Annotated in this window: 20 protein-coding genes; 15 read left to right on the plus strand and 5 right to left on the minus strand. The window is 59.1% G+C overall.

All coding sequences use genetic code 11. The features are described 5' to 3' along the window. The first annotated feature begins 195 nt into the window (after positions 1-195). From BM399_RS12405 to BM399_RS12435, 7 genes are all read left to right on the plus strand, one after another. Positions 196-486, plus strand: coding sequence for a hypothetical protein (locus BM399_RS12405; RefSeq protein WP_092867987.1), 291 nt, complete (start codon positions 196-198; stop codon positions 484-486). Between the two features lie 16 nt (positions 487-502). Next, entirely contained in the window at positions 503-889 is a 387-nt protein-coding gene (locus BM399_RS12410; protein WP_092867988.1) for a hypothetical protein, read from the plus strand. Positions 890-898: 9 nt separating this feature from the next. Next, positions 899-1,084: a hypothetical protein gene (locus BM399_RS12415; RefSeq protein WP_092867989.1), complete on the plus strand. Its 186-nt coding sequence runs from the start codon at positions 899-901 to the stop codon at positions 1,082-1,084. After that, complete coding sequence (locus tag BM399_RS12420) at positions 1,081-2,466, plus strand: APC family permease (protein WP_092867990.1); 1,386 nt, start codon at positions 1,081-1,083, stop codon at positions 2,464-2,466. Before BM399_RS12415 ends, BM399_RS12420 begins: the two co-directional genes overlap by 4 nt. A 66-nt stretch (positions 2,467-2,532) precedes the next feature. After that, positions 2,533-3,207, plus strand: coding sequence for a hypothetical protein (locus BM399_RS12425; protein WP_092867991.1), 675 nt, complete (start codon positions 2,533-2,535; stop codon positions 3,205-3,207). After that, positions 3,204-3,494, plus strand: a complete 291-nt coding sequence (locus BM399_RS12430; protein ID WP_092867992.1) for a hypothetical protein — start codon at positions 3,204-3,206, stop codon at positions 3,492-3,494. Before BM399_RS12425 ends, BM399_RS12430 begins: the two co-directional genes overlap by 4 nt. Before the next feature lie 29 nt (positions 3,495-3,523). Then, on the plus strand, positions 3,524-4,453 hold the full coding sequence (locus BM399_RS12435; protein ID WP_177228150.1) for an ankyrin repeat domain-containing protein: 930 nt from the start codon (positions 3,524-3,526) through the stop codon (positions 4,451-4,453). A 12-nt stretch (positions 4,454-4,465) separates the two neighbouring features. Here the strand turns inward: BM399_RS12435 and BM399_RS12440 are convergent, their stop codons facing one another. The 3 genes from BM399_RS12440 to BM399_RS12450 all read right to left on the minus strand — a co-directional run bounded on the left by BM399_RS12440 (position 4,466) and on the right by BM399_RS12450 (position 7,725). After that, positions 4,466-5,074, minus strand: a complete 609-nt coding sequence (locus BM399_RS12440) for a c-type cytochrome (protein WP_244531208.1) — start codon at positions 5,072-5,074, stop codon at positions 4,466-4,468. Positions 5,075-5,164: 90 nt separating this feature from the next. Next, positions 5,165-6,877 (minus strand): pyrroloquinoline quinone-dependent dehydrogenase, encoded by a 1,713-nt coding sequence (locus BM399_RS12445; protein ID WP_244531209.1) that lies wholly within the window; start codon positions 6,875-6,877, stop codon positions 5,165-5,167. A 287-nt stretch (positions 6,878-7,164) separates the two neighbouring features. After that, positions 7,165-7,725, minus strand: a complete 561-nt coding sequence (locus BM399_RS12450; protein ID WP_092867994.1) for a histidine phosphatase family protein — start codon at positions 7,723-7,725, stop codon at positions 7,165-7,167. A 203-nt stretch (positions 7,726-7,928) separates the two neighbouring features. Between BM399_RS12450 and BM399_RS12455 the strand changes: the two genes are divergently transcribed. The 6 genes from BM399_RS12455 (at position 7,929) to BM399_RS12480 (ending at position 11,257) form a co-directional block, all read left to right on the plus strand. Next, on the plus strand, positions 7,929-8,138 hold the full coding sequence (locus BM399_RS12455) for a CbtB domain-containing protein (protein WP_092867995.1): 210 nt from the start codon (positions 7,929-7,931) through the stop codon (positions 8,136-8,138). Between the two features lie 21 nt (positions 8,139-8,159). Further along, positions 8,160-8,924: a CbtA family protein gene (locus BM399_RS12460; protein WP_092867996.1), complete on the plus strand. Its 765-nt coding sequence runs from the start codon at positions 8,160-8,162 to the stop codon at positions 8,922-8,924. Between the two features lie 107 nt (positions 8,925-9,031). Further along, entirely contained in the window at positions 9,032-9,904 is an 873-nt protein-coding gene (locus BM399_RS12465) for a DUF1289 domain-containing protein (RefSeq protein ID WP_244531210.1), read from the plus strand. A 141-nt stretch (positions 9,905-10,045) separates the two neighbouring features. Beyond that, the gene (locus BM399_RS12470) at positions 10,046-10,510 is read left to right on the plus strand and encodes a hypothetical protein (protein ID WP_092867998.1); all 465 of its coding nucleotides are present in this window, start codon (positions 10,046-10,048) and stop codon (positions 10,508-10,510) included. A gap of 137 nt (positions 10,511-10,647) precedes the next feature. After that, complete coding sequence (locus BM399_RS12475) at positions 10,648-10,926, plus strand: hypothetical protein (RefSeq protein WP_244531211.1); 279 nt, start codon at positions 10,648-10,650, stop codon at positions 10,924-10,926. Positions 10,927-10,969: 43 nt separating this feature from the next. Continuing rightward, on the plus strand, positions 10,970-11,257 hold the full coding sequence (locus tag BM399_RS12480) for a hypothetical protein (RefSeq protein ID WP_244531212.1): 288 nt from the start codon (positions 10,970-10,972) through the stop codon (positions 11,255-11,257). Positions 11,258-11,316: 59 nt separating this feature from the next. Here the strand turns inward: BM399_RS12480 and dxs are convergent, their stop codons facing one another. Continuing rightward, positions 11,317-13,251, minus strand: a complete 1,935-nt coding sequence (gene dxs, locus BM399_RS12485) for a 1-deoxy-D-xylulose-5-phosphate synthase (protein ID WP_092867999.1) — start codon at positions 13,249-13,251, stop codon at positions 11,317-11,319. A gap of 253 nt (positions 13,252-13,504) precedes the next feature. On the opposite strand from dxs, the gene BM399_RS12490 reads away from it, so the two are divergent. Next, on the plus strand, positions 13,505-14,140 hold the full coding sequence (locus BM399_RS12490; protein WP_092868000.1) for an ABC transporter substrate-binding protein: 636 nt from the start codon (positions 13,505-13,507) through the stop codon (positions 14,138-14,140). Positions 14,141-14,366: 226 nt separating this feature from the next. On the opposite strand, the gene BM399_RS12495 is transcribed toward BM399_RS12490, so the two are convergent. Continuing rightward, on the minus strand, positions 14,367-15,317 hold the full coding sequence (locus BM399_RS12495; RefSeq protein ID WP_092868218.1) for an MlaA family lipoprotein: 951 nt from the start codon (positions 15,315-15,317) through the stop codon (positions 14,367-14,369). A 132-nt stretch (positions 15,318-15,449) separates the two neighbouring features. Between BM399_RS12495 and hpnI the strand changes: the two genes are divergently transcribed. After that, positions 15,450-16,583, plus strand: coding sequence for a bacteriohopanetetrol glucosamine biosynthesis glycosyltransferase HpnI (gene hpnI, locus BM399_RS12500; protein ID WP_092868001.1), 1,134 nt, complete (start codon positions 15,450-15,452; stop codon positions 16,581-16,583). Positions 16,584-16,594 lie beyond the last annotated feature (11 nt).

Below are 16,594 nucleotides of genomic sequence, written 5' to 3' on the forward strand. Positions count from 1 at the left end.
GCTGCATCATCGAATTCATGTTTCGTAGGACGAAAAAATGTTGACGGCGCGCCGCCTCCCTGCGTCACTAAATGTCGCAGCACGTAACCCACTCTAAGGGGCGAGCGGACCTGGGGCCGATCTCAGCATTGATCGGATCAATGCTTCGATGCGGAAACTCGATCAACAAGAGCCCCAACTCTAAAAGGAGGGAAAATGCAAAAGTTGAATACCGATCCTCGGATCGCTGGAAAATTTTCCGGTGATCGAACTTGGTCGCTGACTGCTGTCGCGACTCTCTGGCTTCTCTACGCGTTCGTCTTTTACGAGATCAAAAACTATCTCGGTTCAACGGAAGTATTCTGGGCTCTGGCTGTGGCCGGCGGCTTAGTTCTCTTGTTCAACACGGCCGCTATCTTCGCGATGGTCGCGCATCTCAGCGAAGAGCGCGAAGAGATCTACGGTCTCGATTTGCATTATCTCGATTTATCCAAACGAAAATCCTGAAACCAACGGTGGCATCGTGGACAAACCTCACTATGAACCCCCGAAGCAATCCGCATTCGGGCAACTATTCGACAGCCTATTCTTGCTGGTCCTCGTCTTTGCGGCGCTATTCACGCCGCTTTATCTGAAGCTCGCCGGTGGCGGCAAAACCGACCTCGCTCTTGCCGACACAAAGACTTGGGAAGGGCTCGGCCAAAATGCCGTGCAGCAGGCCCAATGGGTGAAATTGGGACTGACGCCCGAGACCGCGGCGCCAATGATCACTTCGCGTTTTGATTACAGCTTCAGCATGGTCGAACTCGTCATCACGGCGGTCGTCGTGATCGGCTATTTCGCGTTGCTGTTCGCGTTTTCGAAACGTGAGTATCGCGAAGTCCTCGAAGAACGCTTCGGCAGAAAGTGAGATCCAGCAATGAACAACTTTGAAATCATCGAATACGCAGCCTGGGCCCTGTCTGCCGCCCTCGGCCTGTGGATGCTCTTCGACATGATCAAAACCAACCTCGCATATAATGAGGACCTGCTGACGTCCTCAAAAGAAGGCGAAATCGACGACGCACTCGTCATCGACCCGACACATCAAGGGGGACACAGGTGAGCCAAACTACAGTTGTTCATGGCGAGAAAATCTCGCTTCTTCGCGTGCTTGGTCCCGCGCATGTCTGGGCCCTCGGCGTCGGCATCGTTCTCGTCGGCGAATACATGGGTTGGAACTTTGCCGTCGGCAAGGGCGGCGCCATCGCGGCGTTGATTGCATGCTGGGTGGCGGGCTTGCTCTACACCTGCGTCGCAATGATCGACTCGGAGGTGACGTCGACGGTTGCGGCCGCCGGCGGTCAGTACGCACAGGCAAAGCACATCGTCGGACCGCTGATGGCGTTCAACGTCGGCCTCTACCTCGTGTTCGCGTACACGATGCTCGAAGCGGCGAATGCCATCACGCTCGGCTATCTCGTCCAAACGGTCGGCCAGATGGCAGGCTTTGCGGAGGCGCACGACAAGCCGTTCATCGTTTTGTCGATCATGTTCCTGGCATGGCTAAACTACCGCGGTGTCTACGCGACGCTTACGGTCAACCTCGTGCTTACAGCAACCGCATTCATCGCGGTCGTTGTTCTCTTCGCCTGCGTCAAGCCGTGGTCGAATGAACTTCTGAACCATCGGGAACTGCTCACCGGTCTGCCTTATGGGTGGCTCGGAGTCATTGCCTCGCTGCACTTCGGCCTTTGGTACTATCTCGGCATCGAGGGAACGTGCCAAGCGGCGGAAGAGGTGCGTTCGCCTGCCCGATCGCTGCCGCTCGGTACGATGACAGGCATCATCACGCTGCTAATCGCTGCGACGATGACTTGGTACCTCTGCACCGGCTTGATGCCGTGGGAATACCTCGGCCAGGCAACCACGCCTCTGTTTGACGCCGCCCGTCTGACGGACTCGATGTCGCTGATGGTGCTGCTGTTCGTTGGAACGATGTTCTCGACGCTTGCTTCGGCAAACGGCTGCATCAACGACGCATCGCGGGCATGGTTCTCAATGGGTCGCGACCGGTACCTGCCAACGTGGTTCGGCGCCGTGCATCCCAAGAATAGAACACCCTTCCGGTCGATCGTGTTTCTTGTTCCCGTGGCACTCGTTTTTGCGTATTTCGCGCCACTCGATCAGGTGATCACGTTCTCGATCCTGTCGGGACTTCTTGGCTACACGTACATGTCGATCCAGGTGATCATGTTCCGGAAGAAGTGGCCGCTCGATACGATCAAACGCGGCTACATTCATCCCTTCCATCCGTTGCCTGCAATCGTTCTCTTGGCGATCTGCTCCACGACGTATTTTGCGGTGTTCCTTGGTTACGGCACGCAGCTCGTCGCGATGATGATCTTCTTCGTCGTCGCTTCGCTCTGGTTCCATTTCCATCGCTATAAATACGTGCGGCGCGGCGATCAGTTCACGATGCAGTGGCCGCGGCCGGTAGGCTATTAAACCCCTGTGAAGAATGGCCGGCGATGCGTCGCTGGCCATTCTCTTTTCTCCTGCCGAAGGAAGACGATGTACTTATCCTTGACATTTGCCGTCATCGGAGTGGTGACGATCGTGATAGTCGCAATGCGCGAACACGCGAAGGTCTTGGCTTCACGGCGGATATTGCTCGACCGTTGCACTGGCCTGCTTTCGGAAGCGGTCATCAAGCACGGGGGCGATGGATTTCCGACCCTCGAAGGATATCACCGCGACTGCTTCGTCCGCGTCGAACTCCTTCCCGATACAATGACGATCCGCAGGCTTCCTCAGCTCTGGCTCAAGATGACGCGAATTGAAAATCGCCCGGGGCTGCCGGAATTCTCGATGCTCACCCGGCCGACCGGAAGCGAGTTCTATTCACTGACGCACAATCACACGCGGGTTCTCGAACCACCTTCAGGGGTCCCGCAGGAAATCCTCGTAAAAGGCGGCGGTCCGGCATCGCAGCAACTGCTCAATAGCCTCGCGCCGGTTATGCGACGCATCTTTGCCGAGCCGCGCATGAAGGAAGTTGCCGTCACGGGCAAAGGCCTTCGCCTCATTTGGCAAGCCGGCGAAGGGGACAGAGGTCAACATTTGATCTTGCGGCAATGCCGCTTCGACAATGCTGCCGTCAGCCCAGAGGCGCTCGCGGTGAGACTGAAGGATTTCGATGATTTGAGCACTGCAATCGACAACACACGGAACGCCAGGGCAGCATGAGCACCATCGTCCAACGCCCGCCATTAAACCCTTATCTGGTTCTGGCCATCGCCGTGGCATTTCCGGGTGCCGGACACGTTGTGACCGGCTATCCGGAAAGAGGCTTAAGATTTGCTTTCTTTACGTTGCTGTTCGTTGTCTTCACTTGGCACTTCTCGACACCTGAACAGTCGTTCGTCGGACGTTCCGCGGGCGGCCTATTCGTCTGGGCGCTTTCGATACCGGACGCCTACAAGCTCGCGCGTGTCCAATACGAACAGTGGAAATCGAAGAGGCTCCGGGGCTAAATATCAGGCTCCGGCAAAGGAGCCTCCCCGTGCCCCATGGTCTTCGCACTTCGGCAACCACCGCCCTCGTCGCTGCTTCCTGCTGCATTGCCTCAACCAATGCTGTGCTCGCAAAAGTGCGCGTCTGTCAGGAACAAGAGCAACATTACGCTCAGACAAAGCAGGCAGCCGGGCCGCTGGAAATCAACGCAGCACTCGCCGCTGCGGCCGACAAAGGTTGTATCGATCTCGCTCGCAGACTGCTCGACGATGGCGCTTCACTCGCGTCGCGCGATCGCTTTGGTGCGATGCCGCTCACGCACGCAGCCAGGACCGGACATACGGATATTGTCGAACTCTTCCTCGCACACGGCGCGGATGCCAACGCACGCGACCTCGATGGAGGAACGGCACTCTTCGCGGCTTCCGAGCATGACAATCCTTCCGCCGTGCGGGCTCTCGTCGCGCATGGCGCGGACGTGAACATTCCGGGCCGGACTGGTTTGACGCCAATCGCAGCAGCATCGTTTGCGGGTAACGAGCGTGTCATCCGGCTGCTTCTCGACAAGGGCGCCGATCCCAAAAAAGCCGACGCGACCGGCAAGGCGCCAATTTGCTACGCTGTCGCCCGCGGCTTCCCTCCCGTCGTGAACTTGCTTCTTGATCACGCCGTCGACGTCAATGCCCGATACGGCAACGATTTGACCGCTCTCATGTGGGCGGCGGGGCATGAAGATGCGGCCGGCTCGAACGACGTGGCGGACGTGCTCACGCTTCTGATCGATCACGGCGCGCGCATCGACGAGAAGGACAATCGCGGGCGCACGGCGTTGATGATCGCGGCGTCGCTCGGACACGACAAGGCCGTCGACGTTCTGCTCGCTCGCGGCGCGGACAAGACGTTGCGCGACTCCACCGGAAAGACTGCAGCTGACCTCGCCGCCAGCGACGCTCTGCGCAGGAAACTCGCGGTCAGCTAGCGGTATCGCTCACTATTGCCCGCCGCCAACGACCTGAAGGCTCGCAAGATATTCAGCGATGGATTTGAGGTCGGCCGGCTGCACTGCCTTCATGAGATCCGACATGCCGGGATTATTGGCGCGTGATCCGTCGCGAAATGCGGTCATGGTATCGAACAGATATTCAGGCTGCTGGCCCGCAAGCCGTGCCGTCGTGCCGTCACCTTGAAATTGATCGAGATGGCATGAGGTGCAGCCAACCGAGCCGATGGCGGTCAGAGCCACCTTCGTCACATCCTTCGGCGGCGAAGGAAAGTTCATGCTAGGCCACTTCAGGCCAGCGAAGTGAGAGGCCAAAGCCTTGAAGTCTGCCTTCTCGAGCCCCGCGACGACTGAGGACATCTGCTCGTTTTTCCGCGCGCCGCTCTTATAGTCGCGCAGCTGAAGATAGAGGTAGCCCTCATTCTGTCCCCAGATGATCGGCGTGGTTTTCGCTTGTGGGACGCCGTTCTCGCCGTGGCAACCCGCGCAGATCTGAGCGTTTTCCTCAACGCTCGCGGCAGATACTGCCGTTGGCATAAGCGGGAATGCCGCAACGATGCCAGCAATCGCGATTTGGGCCGATCGCTTCGCACTCATCATTTCTAATCTCCGGTTGACCGATCCGGTCATGCATTTGAACGGATGTTCGGCAAGGACCCTATGCGGTCCTTCCGAGCCATCCTCGTTCGATCAGTCAAGCGTGAAGGCGATAATATTGTTGCCGCGCTTGAAATCGATCTGCGTGTTACCGCCGGCGCCAACGACGATGTATTCCTTGCCGTCGATCGCATAGGCCGACGGCGGAGCGTTGACGCCGGCACCTGCCTGGAACGACCACAGGATCTTGCCGCTGTCGGCGTTGTAGGCGCGGAACCAACCATCCGCCTCGCCTGTGAATACGAGGTCACCAGCAGTTGCGAGCACGCCTCCCATCATCGGCTGTGGAGTCGTCACCTTCCACTTGATCTTGCCGGTGTTGTAGTTCACCGCCGAGACATTGCCGAATTGCTCTTCACCCGGGATCACTTTGAAGGCGCCGCCAAGCCAGAGCTTGCCGTCTGGATAAGGGCTCGACTGGACTTGATAGGTCATCGGCTGATGAAGGTTCACGGCGTAAGCAAGATTGAGCCTCTGATTGACCGCCATCGGGGACCATTCGACGCCGCCGTTTGCTCCCGGCAGCATCCGCGCGCCTTCCGGAGTCGGAAGCGTCCAGAAGTTTTCTTGAGCCACCATCGGTTCCGAGAAGCGGATCATGCTGCAATCGTCGCGCTTGTTGACGTAGACGTATCCCGTCTTTCCGGCGTGGACGACGCCCGGCACGGTCTTGCCATCCTTGTCTTTCACGTCGATCAGGATCGGCGGACTAACGGAATCGAGATCCCATACGTCGTGCGGAATGTACTGGAAGTGGCAAATGTAATTGCCGGTATTGAGGTCGAGCGCGACGAGCGAGTCCGTATAGAGATTGTCGCCAGGCCGCGGCGCGCCGTCGAGATCAGGTGATGGGTTGCCGACAACAAAGTAGATCCGGTTCAGCTTGAGATCGACAGCCGCGTTCTGCCAGACACCGCCTCCGAGCGTTTTGTATGGATCGCCCGTCTTCGCGAGTTGCGCTTTTTCCGCTGCGATGTCGCGATGCATGTCATGGCCGGTCGCATCCTTTGTCTCCCAGACGCCAACCGAGTTCTCCGGGATCGTATCGAAATTCCAGACCAGTTTGCCGTTGTTGGCGTCATACGCGCGGAAAAAGCCGCGGATACCGTATTCACCGCCGTTCGTGCCGATCAGTATCTTGCCGTTGACGGCCGTCGGCGCCATCGTTTCGCTGTAGCCCAATTCGGGATCCGCAATCTCCGTCTCCCAGACGAGGCTGCCCGTTTTCGCATCGAGGGCAACGAGCTTGGCGTCGAGCGTTGCGAAATAAACTTTGTCGCCTAGCACCGCGACGCCGCGATTGTTGGGGCCGCAGCAGTACGTCGTGATCGGACCCATCTTGTGCTTGTAGTGCCAGTGTTCCTCGCCAGTCTTGGCGTTCAGCGCGTATACGTGATCGAACGACGTCGTGACGTACATGACATTGCCAACGATGATCGGCGATGTCTCGAGCGACTCTCTCACGTCCATCTGGAAGATCCATGCCGGACGAAGCTTCGAGACGTTCGAGGCATTGATCTGTTTGCCCGGATAGAAGCGGGTCTGCTCGTAATTCAAGTTCGTATGCAGGAACTGTTTTGCGTCGCTTCCAGCATTCGTCAGCATTTCCTGAGTGACGGTTGGAGCGGGTGCTGGTGGTTTGACCTTCTCGTTCTTGTGGTGTTCGATTTCCTGGGCGGATGCAGGCAGCACAGAAAATGCAAGCAACGCCGTCAGTGCCGCCGCATATGCGTGGCTACTTTTCATCCCGACCATATTGTCCTCGCTTAACTGGGGGCTCAGTTCGCGCGTCGACACCAGGCGCCAGGGGAGACGAGAACGGTGCCGGCCATTTTGATCAGTTCACGCTCCGATTAGTGCACTTGCCATTTTTTCTCGGCAATCGGGCATGAAATTCTAGAGTATCAGGAATGTTATCGAGGACCACATTCCGGCACACATAGTGCCTACTGACTGTCCGTCAGGGGATATACCAAGGTTAAAATAGACGCCTGCATGCTTGCCGAGCGAGCAAGTCCCAAAGTCGCGAGACCTCAGTTTTTGATTGCTCTGACCGTCCAACGCAATCCGTTGGAACTCAGCTCCACGACGCTCAATGGCCCGATATCTATATGCCAAAACGACCGCGGCCCTGCCTTGATCGCTGCGAGGATTGCAGCTCGAATGACTGCCGGATGCGTAATTGCGATAACATTTTCCTGTCGCGGCAACACCTCGTTCAGCCAATTCGCAGAACGCGCGATGAGGCTGTCGACTGTTTCGCCGCCGTGTGGGGCAGATCCCGGCTCGGAGAGCCAGCTTTCGAGTGCCTCCGGCTCGGAGTCTGCAATACTCTTCAGCGTGCGACCGGCCCAGCGACCAAGATCCAGATCCCGCAGCCCTTTGTCGATCGCGGCATCGAATCCGAGCGCAGTTGCCGTTTCGATCGCGCGCGCGGCCGGGCTCGTCAGGACGATCCGCGAACGGGGCATCTCCTTCGCGAGCGCCGCGGCATCTCGCCTTCCGAATTCGTCAATGCCCTCATCAAGGGGAAAAGCGGCTGCCCTGACCGCCGGGGTCGAGGCGTTGGCGATGAATGTTAGGCGAGACTGCATGCTGGCTGGGTGCTTACATTGACAAAATTGCGGCCGGGCTTAATGTGACCGGCGCATCGTCATAGGCAGGAAGCTGGTGAGATTCCGGCACGGTCGCGCCACTGTAATTTGGGGACGCTCGTTGCGTCCATCGAAAGTCAGACCCTCCTATGATTACCGCAGAGCTTGAAACGGGACGCGTAATCCCAAGGAGGCACTTTCTCATGTCACAGTCTGCAGTCATTTCGGGCACCTCGGCAGCGCCCATTCCTCTCAAAGAAATTTTGCCCTGGGCCGTTTTCGCCGGGTTGCTGTTCATTCTCGCCATGTACTTCGTGGGAATCGAAGAAGGCGCCATGTCGATCTTCAATAGCATGTATGTGCACGAGTTCGTGCACGACGGACGCCATCTGCTCGGCTTCCCCTGCCATTAAGATCGCCGGAGATTTGCAGCTATGGGACAATTGCTACTGCGCGGCATGCTGGCCGGGCTGATCGCCAGCCTATTGGCATTCGGGTTCGCCAAGATCATCGGAGAGCCGCAGGTCGAACGCGCCATCGCGCTCGAGGGACAAGCGCATTCTCACTCGCATACCGGGGCGGCGGAGACGCAGGCAGAGCACTCGCACGACGGGAACGCCGAGGCTGCCGATGAGCCCGAGCTCGTCAGCCGCGAGGTGCAGGCAGGCGCCGGACTTCTAACCGGCGTCGCCGTATACGGGACGGCGCTTGGCGGCCTTTTCGCCCTTGCTTACGCATTCATCAGCGGCCGTCTTCTTCATCTGCCGCCGCGTGGCACGGCGCTCGTGCTCGCAGCGATCGGGTTTCTGGTGCTGTACTTCGTGCCCTACCTCAAATACCCGGCGAACCCGCCTGCGGTTGGGCAAGGCGAGACGATCGGCTATCGCACGCAGCTTTATTTCGCGATGCTTGTCTTTTCGCTCATGGCGCTGGCGATTGCAGTGAGCTTCGGACGGCAGGCGTTCGAGAAGCTCGGCGGTTGGAATGCATCGATCCTCGGGGCTGGCGTTTATCTGGTGTTGGTTGCTGTTGCGGCCTACGCGTTGCCAGCGATCAACGAGGTACCTGAGAAGTATCCTGCAGATCTGCTTTGGAACTTCCGCATCGCTGCCTTGGGTACGCAGGCTATCCTCTGGGCTGCAATAGGATTGCTGTTCGGCTGGCTCGTTGTCGGCAGCCGCGAAAGATTTGCGCGCTGACTTTCGTGCCGATATTCAGAACGCAAAGCGGAGGCGCGCAGAGTTTGCCGCCTCCGTTGCGATTTGATTTTCATCCCCCTCTTCCGATCGAAAGCCATTAATTCCTGATGCGTCATTCGCCATGCATTGGCATCTGCAAGCTCGACGATGCCTCGGGTCACTGTCTCGGATGCGGCCGCACCGCCACTGAGATCGGTAATTGGATCTCGATGAGCGAAGGCCAGCGGGATGCGGTTTGGTCGACGCTGCCGAGCCGGCTTTCGGCTCTCTCCGTTCGCGTGCGCTTGCTGCCGTGGACGCGCGACGAACTCATCAATTGGGTGCGCGATACGATCGAGGCGCGGCGTGGGACCTGGTGTACCGGTGCGCCGGGTGCCGTCGCGGAATTTCCTTGCACGACGGAGCGCGCAATTCGCGTCGATCTCGAGCAAGATTCGCTCATCGCACGCGCGCCGGATGCTTCGTTCCGTCTGCGCGTCAGCGACAAAGTCAGAGCTTTCGCATTTTCGGAAGGCGGACCGATCGTTCTCGGTCTGCCCAAGGCGCGCGCCGCGATCCGCTCATCGTCGGTGCTTACGTCGCTTGGTTCCGACTCTGATGCGATCGATGCCGCGCACAAAACGGAGCAGCTTTTCGATTATGGCATCGGCCGCAAGAACAGCCGGTTCTGCGTTCGCACGAGCGACGATGCTCTTCAGTCCGCACTGTCCGATAACGCCGGCCGCCATTGGGCGGACGTGATGAAAGCAATCGGCATGCAGGTTCTTTCCGCCAGTCCGACACGTGTCGTCGAGAGTGCGGCGGCGCGCATCGAAGTGTTCGCGAAAATTCCTTTGCCGGGCGAGCAATCTCCGCCCGGAGCACACACGCACTTCCTTCCCGATTTTCTCAAAGGCGGCGAAGAAATTGCCTCGAGCCTTGCGCCGCCCGACTACGCCGCGCCGGTCGCTGTATTTTATCCCGACGAAATGCGCCGTTAGAACGAAGCGAAGCTGCTGCCCCGGCCATTCTTGTCCCCAAGTCTAAGGCCGCGCCGCGCGTTGTGTTATTGAGGGGGGTGCGGCGCCGTAGTAGTGACTTTTTTACGGACTACGGATGCCCCAAAGACCAGTGAGGATCTCATGCGCAACATTGGCCCCGGACTCGCAATCGCCGCCATCACGTTTGCCGCCATTGGGGGATCGATTTCTACCCGGGCTTCGGCAGACGAGCGCATGCAGTCGTCGTTCACTGCGCTCCTCAGCGAAGGCTTCGAGGTGAAATCCGTTACACTCATACCTCTCGAAGTCGCCAAGCGGGTGACCGAAAAGGTCAAGACGGACAACGTGGTCGTCACACTCCAGAACAAAGACGCGGTCGCCGTGTGCTACGTCGCATTTGCGAATTGGGCCTTCATGAACAAGGCCTCACTCGATTCGGCGACACTCTGTGAAGTCCGTTCGGCCGCGGTCGCGGAGAGTGCTGCTCCTCCGTCTGCCCCATCAGGCCCGTCATCGAGCTCGGAACCTCCGGCAACCCCACCGCCGGCCGCTGAGCCGCCGGCCGCAACGACGCCAAACGCGCCGCCGCCCGGAACTACGCCTTAAGGCGTGGGTGGAAGCCCGCCAGCCGAAAAATGTTCCTCGTGCGACTTTTCCGGGTCGTTTATGGGCTTGTTTGCCTTAGTCCGACCACGCCCGATGGGCATATGCCGAAAGCACTTCCCTTTCATCAGTGAGAGATCATGAGAAAAGCGAAGACTTCGGGATTGCTCAACGCATCGCTGGCTCTGGCGGGTGTCGCGCTGATATTCGCGGTTGCGAGCCAGGGCTTCGCCCACAGCGGCACGCAGGAGGAGCAGGATGCGTGCACGCCGGACGTGTTCCGCTTCTGCTCGGCGCAAATTCCCAACGAAGACCGTATCGTCGCGTGTTTGAACCGGCATCTTGCGAAGCTCAGCCCGGCCTGCCGCTCGGTAATGTCGGGAGAGCCGGCTTCGCGAAAATCGCGCGAGGCACGGTGAGCCCCGCTATTTGAAAAACGACAGTTCTTGCGAGGACGGAACCGTGCGAAGCAAAATTCTAATTCCGAACTTGCTCGTCGTCTGCATTGCGGGAGCGCTGATCACATTCGCTCATACTCGCGCGGCCTTTGCTCACAGCGGAACAGCCGAAGAGCAATCTGCCTGCACTCCTGACGTGCTCAGTCTTTGCTTCTGGGACATCCCGAGCGAAGACCGCATCGTCGCGTGCCTCAATCGCAACATCAAGAAATTGAGCCCGGCTTGCCGCAAGGTCATCGACGGACCGCCGGACACCGCTGCTGACAAGAAAACCGATAAAACGAAGCGCTGAGCCGTTCGGACTGGCGCCGCTGCATTCCTTACAGCGATCGCCCGCCTGTTCCGACAGACCTAGGCGCGGCCGCGGACGGCCTTCGCCTTGTTCATTTGGAGCGCGTCGCGGACCGTCTCGACGATGCCCTGGGCCGAGAGCCCCGCACGCTGATACATGACCTCGGGCTTGTCTTGATCAACGAAGACATCCGGCATGACCTTCGAGCGCACCTTGAGCCCGCGATCGAGCAGTCCGTTCTCCGCCAGATAATGCAGGACATGGCTACCGAAGCCACCGACCGAGCCCTCTTCGATCGTCACGAGGACATCGTGATTTTCGGCGAGTTGCCGGATGAGTTCGGTATCGAGCGGCTTCATGAAGCGCGCATCGGCAACGGTTGCGGAGAGGCCCAGCGCCGCCAGTTGATCGGCGGCCTTCAAGGTCTCTTGCAGGCGCGTGCCGAACGAGAGAAGCGCAATCGTCGTTCCCTCACGCAAAATGCGGCCCTTGCCGATTTCGAGCGGGATGCCGACTTCGGGCATGGCGACGCCGGTTCCCTCACCGCGCGGATAACGGAACGCGCTCGGGCGATCATCGATCGACGCGGCGGTGGCGACCATGTGTTTCAGCTCGGCCTCGTCAGCCGCCGCCATGATCACGAAATTCGGCAAGCAACCGAGGTAGGCCAGATCGAACGTTCCGGCGTGGGTCGCACCATCGGCGCCGACGAAGCCTGCGCGGTCGATTGCAAATCTCACGGGCAAGCTCTGAAGCGCGACGTCGTGGACGACCTGATCATAGCCACGCTGCAAAAACGTCGAGTAGATCGCGGCAAACGGCTTCATGCCTTCGGTGGCGAGCCCAGCTGCAAAAGTTACGGCATGCTGCTCGGCGATGCCGACGTCGAATGTCCGATCCGGAAACTCGCGGCCGAAGACGTCAAGACCCGTGCCATCGGGCATTGCCGCGGTGATGGCGACGATCTTCTCGTCTTTCTTGGCTTCGGCGATCAAGCTATCGGCAAAGACGCGCGTATAGGACGGCGCCGACGCTGCGGGCTTCGCCTGCACGCCGGTCACGACGTTGAATTTTGCGACGCCGTGATATTTGTCCGCCGATGCTTCGGCAGGCGCGTAGCCTTTGCCCTTCTGCGTCACGACGTGAACGAGGATCGGGCCCTCGCCGGCATCGCGAACGTTTTTCAAGACCGGCAATAGCTGGTTCAGATCGTGGCCATCAATGGGCCCGACGTAATGGAGTCCAAGCTCCTCGAACCACGCGCCACCCTGCCAGAGACTACGCGTATATTCCTCGACGCGTGCGGCGCGACGTTCCCAGCTTTTGGGCAGTCTCTTCGCCAGCTGCTTGGCGATATCGCGAACGTAAAAGTACGAGTCGCTCGAGGTAATCCGGGCAAGATATGACGACAGCGCACCCGTCGGCGGGGCGATCGACATATCGTTGTCGTTCAGGATGACGATGAGCCGTTCGTTGCGGGCCCCCGCGTTGTTCATCGCTTCGTAGGCCATGCCGGCGCTCATGGCGCCGTCGCCTATCACGCAGACGACGTTGTTCGTTCCGCCCGACAATTCGCGCGCCACAGCCATGCCGAGGCCGGCGGAAATCGATGTCGACGAGTGAGCTGCGCCGAAAGGATCGTAATCGCTCTCGGTGCGCTTCGTGAATCCGGAAAGGCCGCCGGGCTGACGCAACGTCCTTATCCGGCTGCGACGGCCGGTCAGGATCTTATGCGGATACGATTGGTGGCTGACGTCCCAGATCAGGCGATCGTTCGGCGTATCGAAAAGATAGTGCAACGCGACCGTCAGCTCGACGACGCCCAATCCCGCGCCGAGGTGGCCGCCCGTTTGCGATACGGCATCAATGAGTTCCGCGCGGAGTTCCGCGGCGAGCTGCGGAAGTTCCTGTTCGGACAGTTGCCGAAGATCGGCAGGCGTATCCACCTGGTCCAAAAGCGGTGTTTTGGATACCCGAGGCACTGCTGCATCCATAGACCGAACTCCCCCAAACCGTCTCACCGAGTCCACAACCATTCTAAATATGAACCCATGACACGGCGCAAAAAATGGAACATGCGAAACGGATCGGACTCTGCGGGGAAGTGTTGCAGCCAAGCCTCACAAATGGCAAACACCTGCGAGTGTAACGGCTAAATGCCGCCACCGTGTCAACCTAGGGAGATTTTCCCGTCGCGGGAGACTCGCCGATGGCGAACTGTATTTGAAATCAATCAGGGGAGGGGCAATGGTCCCGGCCAGAAAATTACGTGTTTTGGGGGCGTCGATCGCCGCTTTGATGACGGCGCTTCTCGCCACACCTCAGTTTGCACACGCGCAAGCGGCCGACGCGCCGGAGAAGACGATCAACGGACTGAACGCCAAGCTTCTCGATACGATGAAGCAGGCGCAGGCCCTTGGCGTGCAGGGGCGCTATGATGCGCTCGCGCCGGTTCTGGCCGCAACATACGACATCGGATCGATGTCCCGCGTGGCCGTCGGGCGAAGCTGGGAGACGTTTCGACCCGAGCAACAGGCTGCCGTTACCGAAGCATTCGCGCGCATGATGATCGCGACTTACGCGAAGCGGTTTGACGGTTTTTCGGGCGAAACGTTCGAGATCGCCGAGATCACCGACCGGCCGCCGACCGACAAAATGGTGAAAACCCGGATCGTGCAGAGCAATGGCAAGCCTGTCGCGATCAATTACTTGATGCGCAAGACCGGGCCGCAATGGAAGATCGTCGACGTCTATCTCGACGGCACGATCAGCGAGCTCGCAAGCCGCCGCGCGGAGTTCACGTCGATACTGAATGCGGGCGGACCCGATGCCCTCATCGCCTCGCTCAAGAAGCAAGGCGACAAGCTGTTATCCGGAAGCTGATTTCGCGAATTCGTGGCCGGCCCGATTGCGATCGGGCCGGTCGCACAACATGCTCTCGTTTGCTGCCTGTCTTCGTGCGCAGGCTTTCTCGTCCGCCGCCCTACCCAAAGCTTCGACGGTTCGGCGAGTGGACTCTCCGAAACGGATCAGGCCCTCTTCACGTTATGAAAGCTGCGGACCGAATCCTCCGCGCGGCAAACCTTAAGAGGTAAAGCCCTTGGTCGACTTAGTGCGCCTCGATTGGCGTCGGCGGGCCAACGACAACGATCGAACCGCCATGCTCGGAAGCACTCGACAACTTCGGTACGTCGGTCATCCGTCTCTTTTCAAGCATCGTCGGCGAGGAGACGATCGTCATAACCGGCTCGATCGCGTTGGGATCGGGCGGCTTGGGCGTGCCCGTTAACGCACTCGTTTCCAGCGCTTCCTGCAGCTCAGCCTGACGCTTCTGATCCGTTACACTGCGCAGCATCGAATAGAAGTCGATCGAGCTATCCTCGAGCGTCTGCATATCTTCGACTTTGCTCAGGTTCGAGAGCGGACTGGTCACGCTTCCCGCGAGATTCACGCGGCTGGCAAGCGTTGCGGCCTTTGTCGGAATCAAAGCGGCGGCCGGTATTTGCGCGGCAAATTCAACGCCGGTGCCGATTGCGTCTCTGACGTTTGTCGGGCCAATGATCGGCAGCACCAGATAGGCGCTATCCCTGTAGCCCCAGACATACATCGTTTGTCCGAAGTCACCGGACTGGTGAGTCATGCCTTGGGTTACCGCAACGTCGAACAGGCCGCCGAGGCCCACCGTCGAATTGAGGGCGAAACGGCCAAATGTCGTTGCGGCAGCCTCGAGCCGGAGCTGCAAGATGTTATTCGCAAACACCATCGGCTCGGAGAGGTTCGTCGTGAACGCGTCGATACGATCGCGGACGGGCTCAGGCACGTTCTCGTTATAGGACTTCGCGGCGGGATACAGGACGTCGTGATTGAAATCCTGGTTGGCCTCGAACACCGAGCGATTGAACTTCTCGTTGGGGTCGGCAATGGCTTTCGGCTCAGAGTCGTATTCGGCCGATGCCAGATGTTGCGCGGAAATTGAAGGCGTAGAGGTGCTCGCGCAGGCCGACAGGCCCACACCGACTAAAATACAGCCGACCCAGTTGAGGATGGCAGTGACTTTCAATTCCCGATATTCCCCCATGCTTGGCCCCACAGCCGAGCAACCTCAGATCTATCGCAGCCGCATGCAAAACGCTAGCTTACCAACTGATGCCAGTCGGCTTTCCCCCAGGTCAAACCAGAAAGTAACGTCAGAATGACGTCCTGTCTGTGGCTTGTATGCACCCTCGTTGCCATTATCGGCAGCGTGTACGCCCTATTGGCTGCTTTCTTGGTGGCACGATTTGCTCATCGGCCCAAGTCGATTTTAGAACGACCGGAAAATGTCGCGCTGATCAAGCCGCTTTACGGCGCTGAACCAGGCCTGCACGCCAATCTCGGGTCGTTCCTCCAGCAGAACTACCCGGGCGAAGTTAAAATACTATTCGGCGTTCAGAATGCCGCCGACCCGGCGATAGCCGTCGTGCGCAACCTTGAAGAGCAGTTTCCTGCCGCGGATATCGAACTCGTTGCATCCTCCCGCAGCGCTGGCGGCAATCCGAAAATTTCTAACGTCCTCAACATTTTTCCGCGCGCGCCGCACGACGTTCTGATCCTCAGCGACAGCGATATGCGCGTCGACGATACCTACGTCCGGGATGTGGTCGCCACATTGCAGCAACCCGAAGTTGGGCTCGTCACCTGCCTCTATCGCGGATGCGCGATCGGAGGGTTCTGGTCGCGACTCGCCGCCGCAGCCGTCGATCAGCATTTTCTTCCGAGCGTGCTTGTCGGCATTCGGTTCGGCCTCGCGAAGCCATGCTTCGGATCGACGATTGCGATGCGCCGGAGCACGCTCGCCGAGATCGGGGGATTCGAAGCCTTCGCCAACACGTTGGCCGACGACTACGCCATGGGCGACGCCGTCCGTCGAACGGGCCAGAAAGTGGCGATAGCGCCCTTCACCGTCGGGCATACGTTTTCGGAAGACTCATTTGCTGCACTTCTCGCGCATGAGCTTCGATGGGCGCGGACGATAAGACTCGTCGACCCAATTGGTTATGCCGGTTCCGTCATTACTCATCCGCTGCCATTTGCGCTGGCTGCGTTGCCTTTGAGTGGCTTCAACGTCATAGCGTGGATGATCGTTTTGGGGACGCTTGCGTGCCGCCTTTTGGTTCCGTTACAAGTTGAGCGACTGCCCGGCGGGGGAAAGAGTTCGATTTGGCTCACGCCTTTGCGCGACTTGTTGAGCTTTGCGGTGTTCGTCGCAAGCTACGTGCCGGGAGCTGTCAGTTGGAGGGGCCGCCGCTACAGCGTCGGCGCCGATGGGACTGTTAAGCCGATATGAAAGGCGCCCAC

It is taken from the genome of Hyphomicrobium facile, assembly GCF_900116175.1.
In the GTDB taxonomy this organism is placed as follows: Bacteria; Pseudomonadota; Alphaproteobacteria; order Rhizobiales; family Hyphomicrobiaceae; genus Hyphomicrobium_B; species Hyphomicrobium_B facile.

Excerpts from the sequence above, each read along its gene's own strand:
- BM399_RS12405 (WP_092867987.1), top strand. The coding sequence starts at position 196 with ATGCAAAAGTTGAATACCGATCCTCGGATCGCTGGAAAATTTTCCGGT.
- BM399_RS12415 (WP_092867989.1), top strand. The coding sequence starts at position 899 with ATGAACAACTTTGAAATCATCGAATACGCAGCCTGGGCCCTGTCTGCC.
- BM399_RS12425 (WP_092867991.1), top strand. The coding sequence starts at position 2,533 with ATGTACTTATCCTTGACATTTGCCGTCATCGGAGTGGTGACGATCGTG.
- BM399_RS12430 (WP_092867992.1), top strand. The coding sequence starts at position 3,204 with ATGAGCACCATCGTCCAACGCCCGCCATTAAACCCTTATCTGGTTCTG.
- BM399_RS12440 (WP_244531208.1), bottom strand. The coding sequence starts at position 5,074 with ATGATGAGTGCGAAGCGATCGGCCCAAATCGCGATTGCTGGCATCGTT.
- BM399_RS12445 (WP_244531209.1), bottom strand. The coding sequence starts at position 6,877 with ATGAAAAGTAGCCACGCATATGCGGCGGCACTGACGGCGTTGCTTGCA.
- BM399_RS12450 (WP_092867994.1), bottom strand. The coding sequence starts at position 7,725 with ATGCAGTCTCGCCTAACATTCATCGCCAACGCCTCGACCCCGGCGGTC.
- BM399_RS12455 (WP_092867995.1), top strand. The coding sequence starts at position 7,929 with ATGTCACAGTCTGCAGTCATTTCGGGCACCTCGGCAGCGCCCATTCCT.
- BM399_RS12460 (WP_092867996.1), top strand. The coding sequence starts at position 8,160 with ATGGGACAATTGCTACTGCGCGGCATGCTGGCCGGGCTGATCGCCAGC.
- BM399_RS12465 (WP_244531210.1), top strand. The coding sequence starts at position 9,032 with ATGCGTCATTCGCCATGCATTGGCATCTGCAAGCTCGACGATGCCTCG.
- BM399_RS12470 (WP_092867998.1), top strand. The coding sequence starts at position 10,046 with ATGCGCAACATTGGCCCCGGACTCGCAATCGCCGCCATCACGTTTGCC.
- BM399_RS12475 (WP_244531211.1), top strand. The coding sequence starts at position 10,648 with ATGAGAAAAGCGAAGACTTCGGGATTGCTCAACGCATCGCTGGCTCTG.
- dxs (WP_092867999.1), bottom strand. The coding sequence starts at position 13,251 with ATGGATGCAGCAGTGCCTCGGGTATCCAAAACACCGCTTTTGGACCAG.
- BM399_RS12490 (WP_092868000.1), top strand. The coding sequence starts at position 13,505 with ATGGTCCCGGCCAGAAAATTACGTGTTTTGGGGGCGTCGATCGCCGCT.
- hpnI (WP_092868001.1), top strand. The coding sequence starts at position 15,450 with ATGACGTCCTGTCTGTGGCTTGTATGCACCCTCGTTGCCATTATCGGC.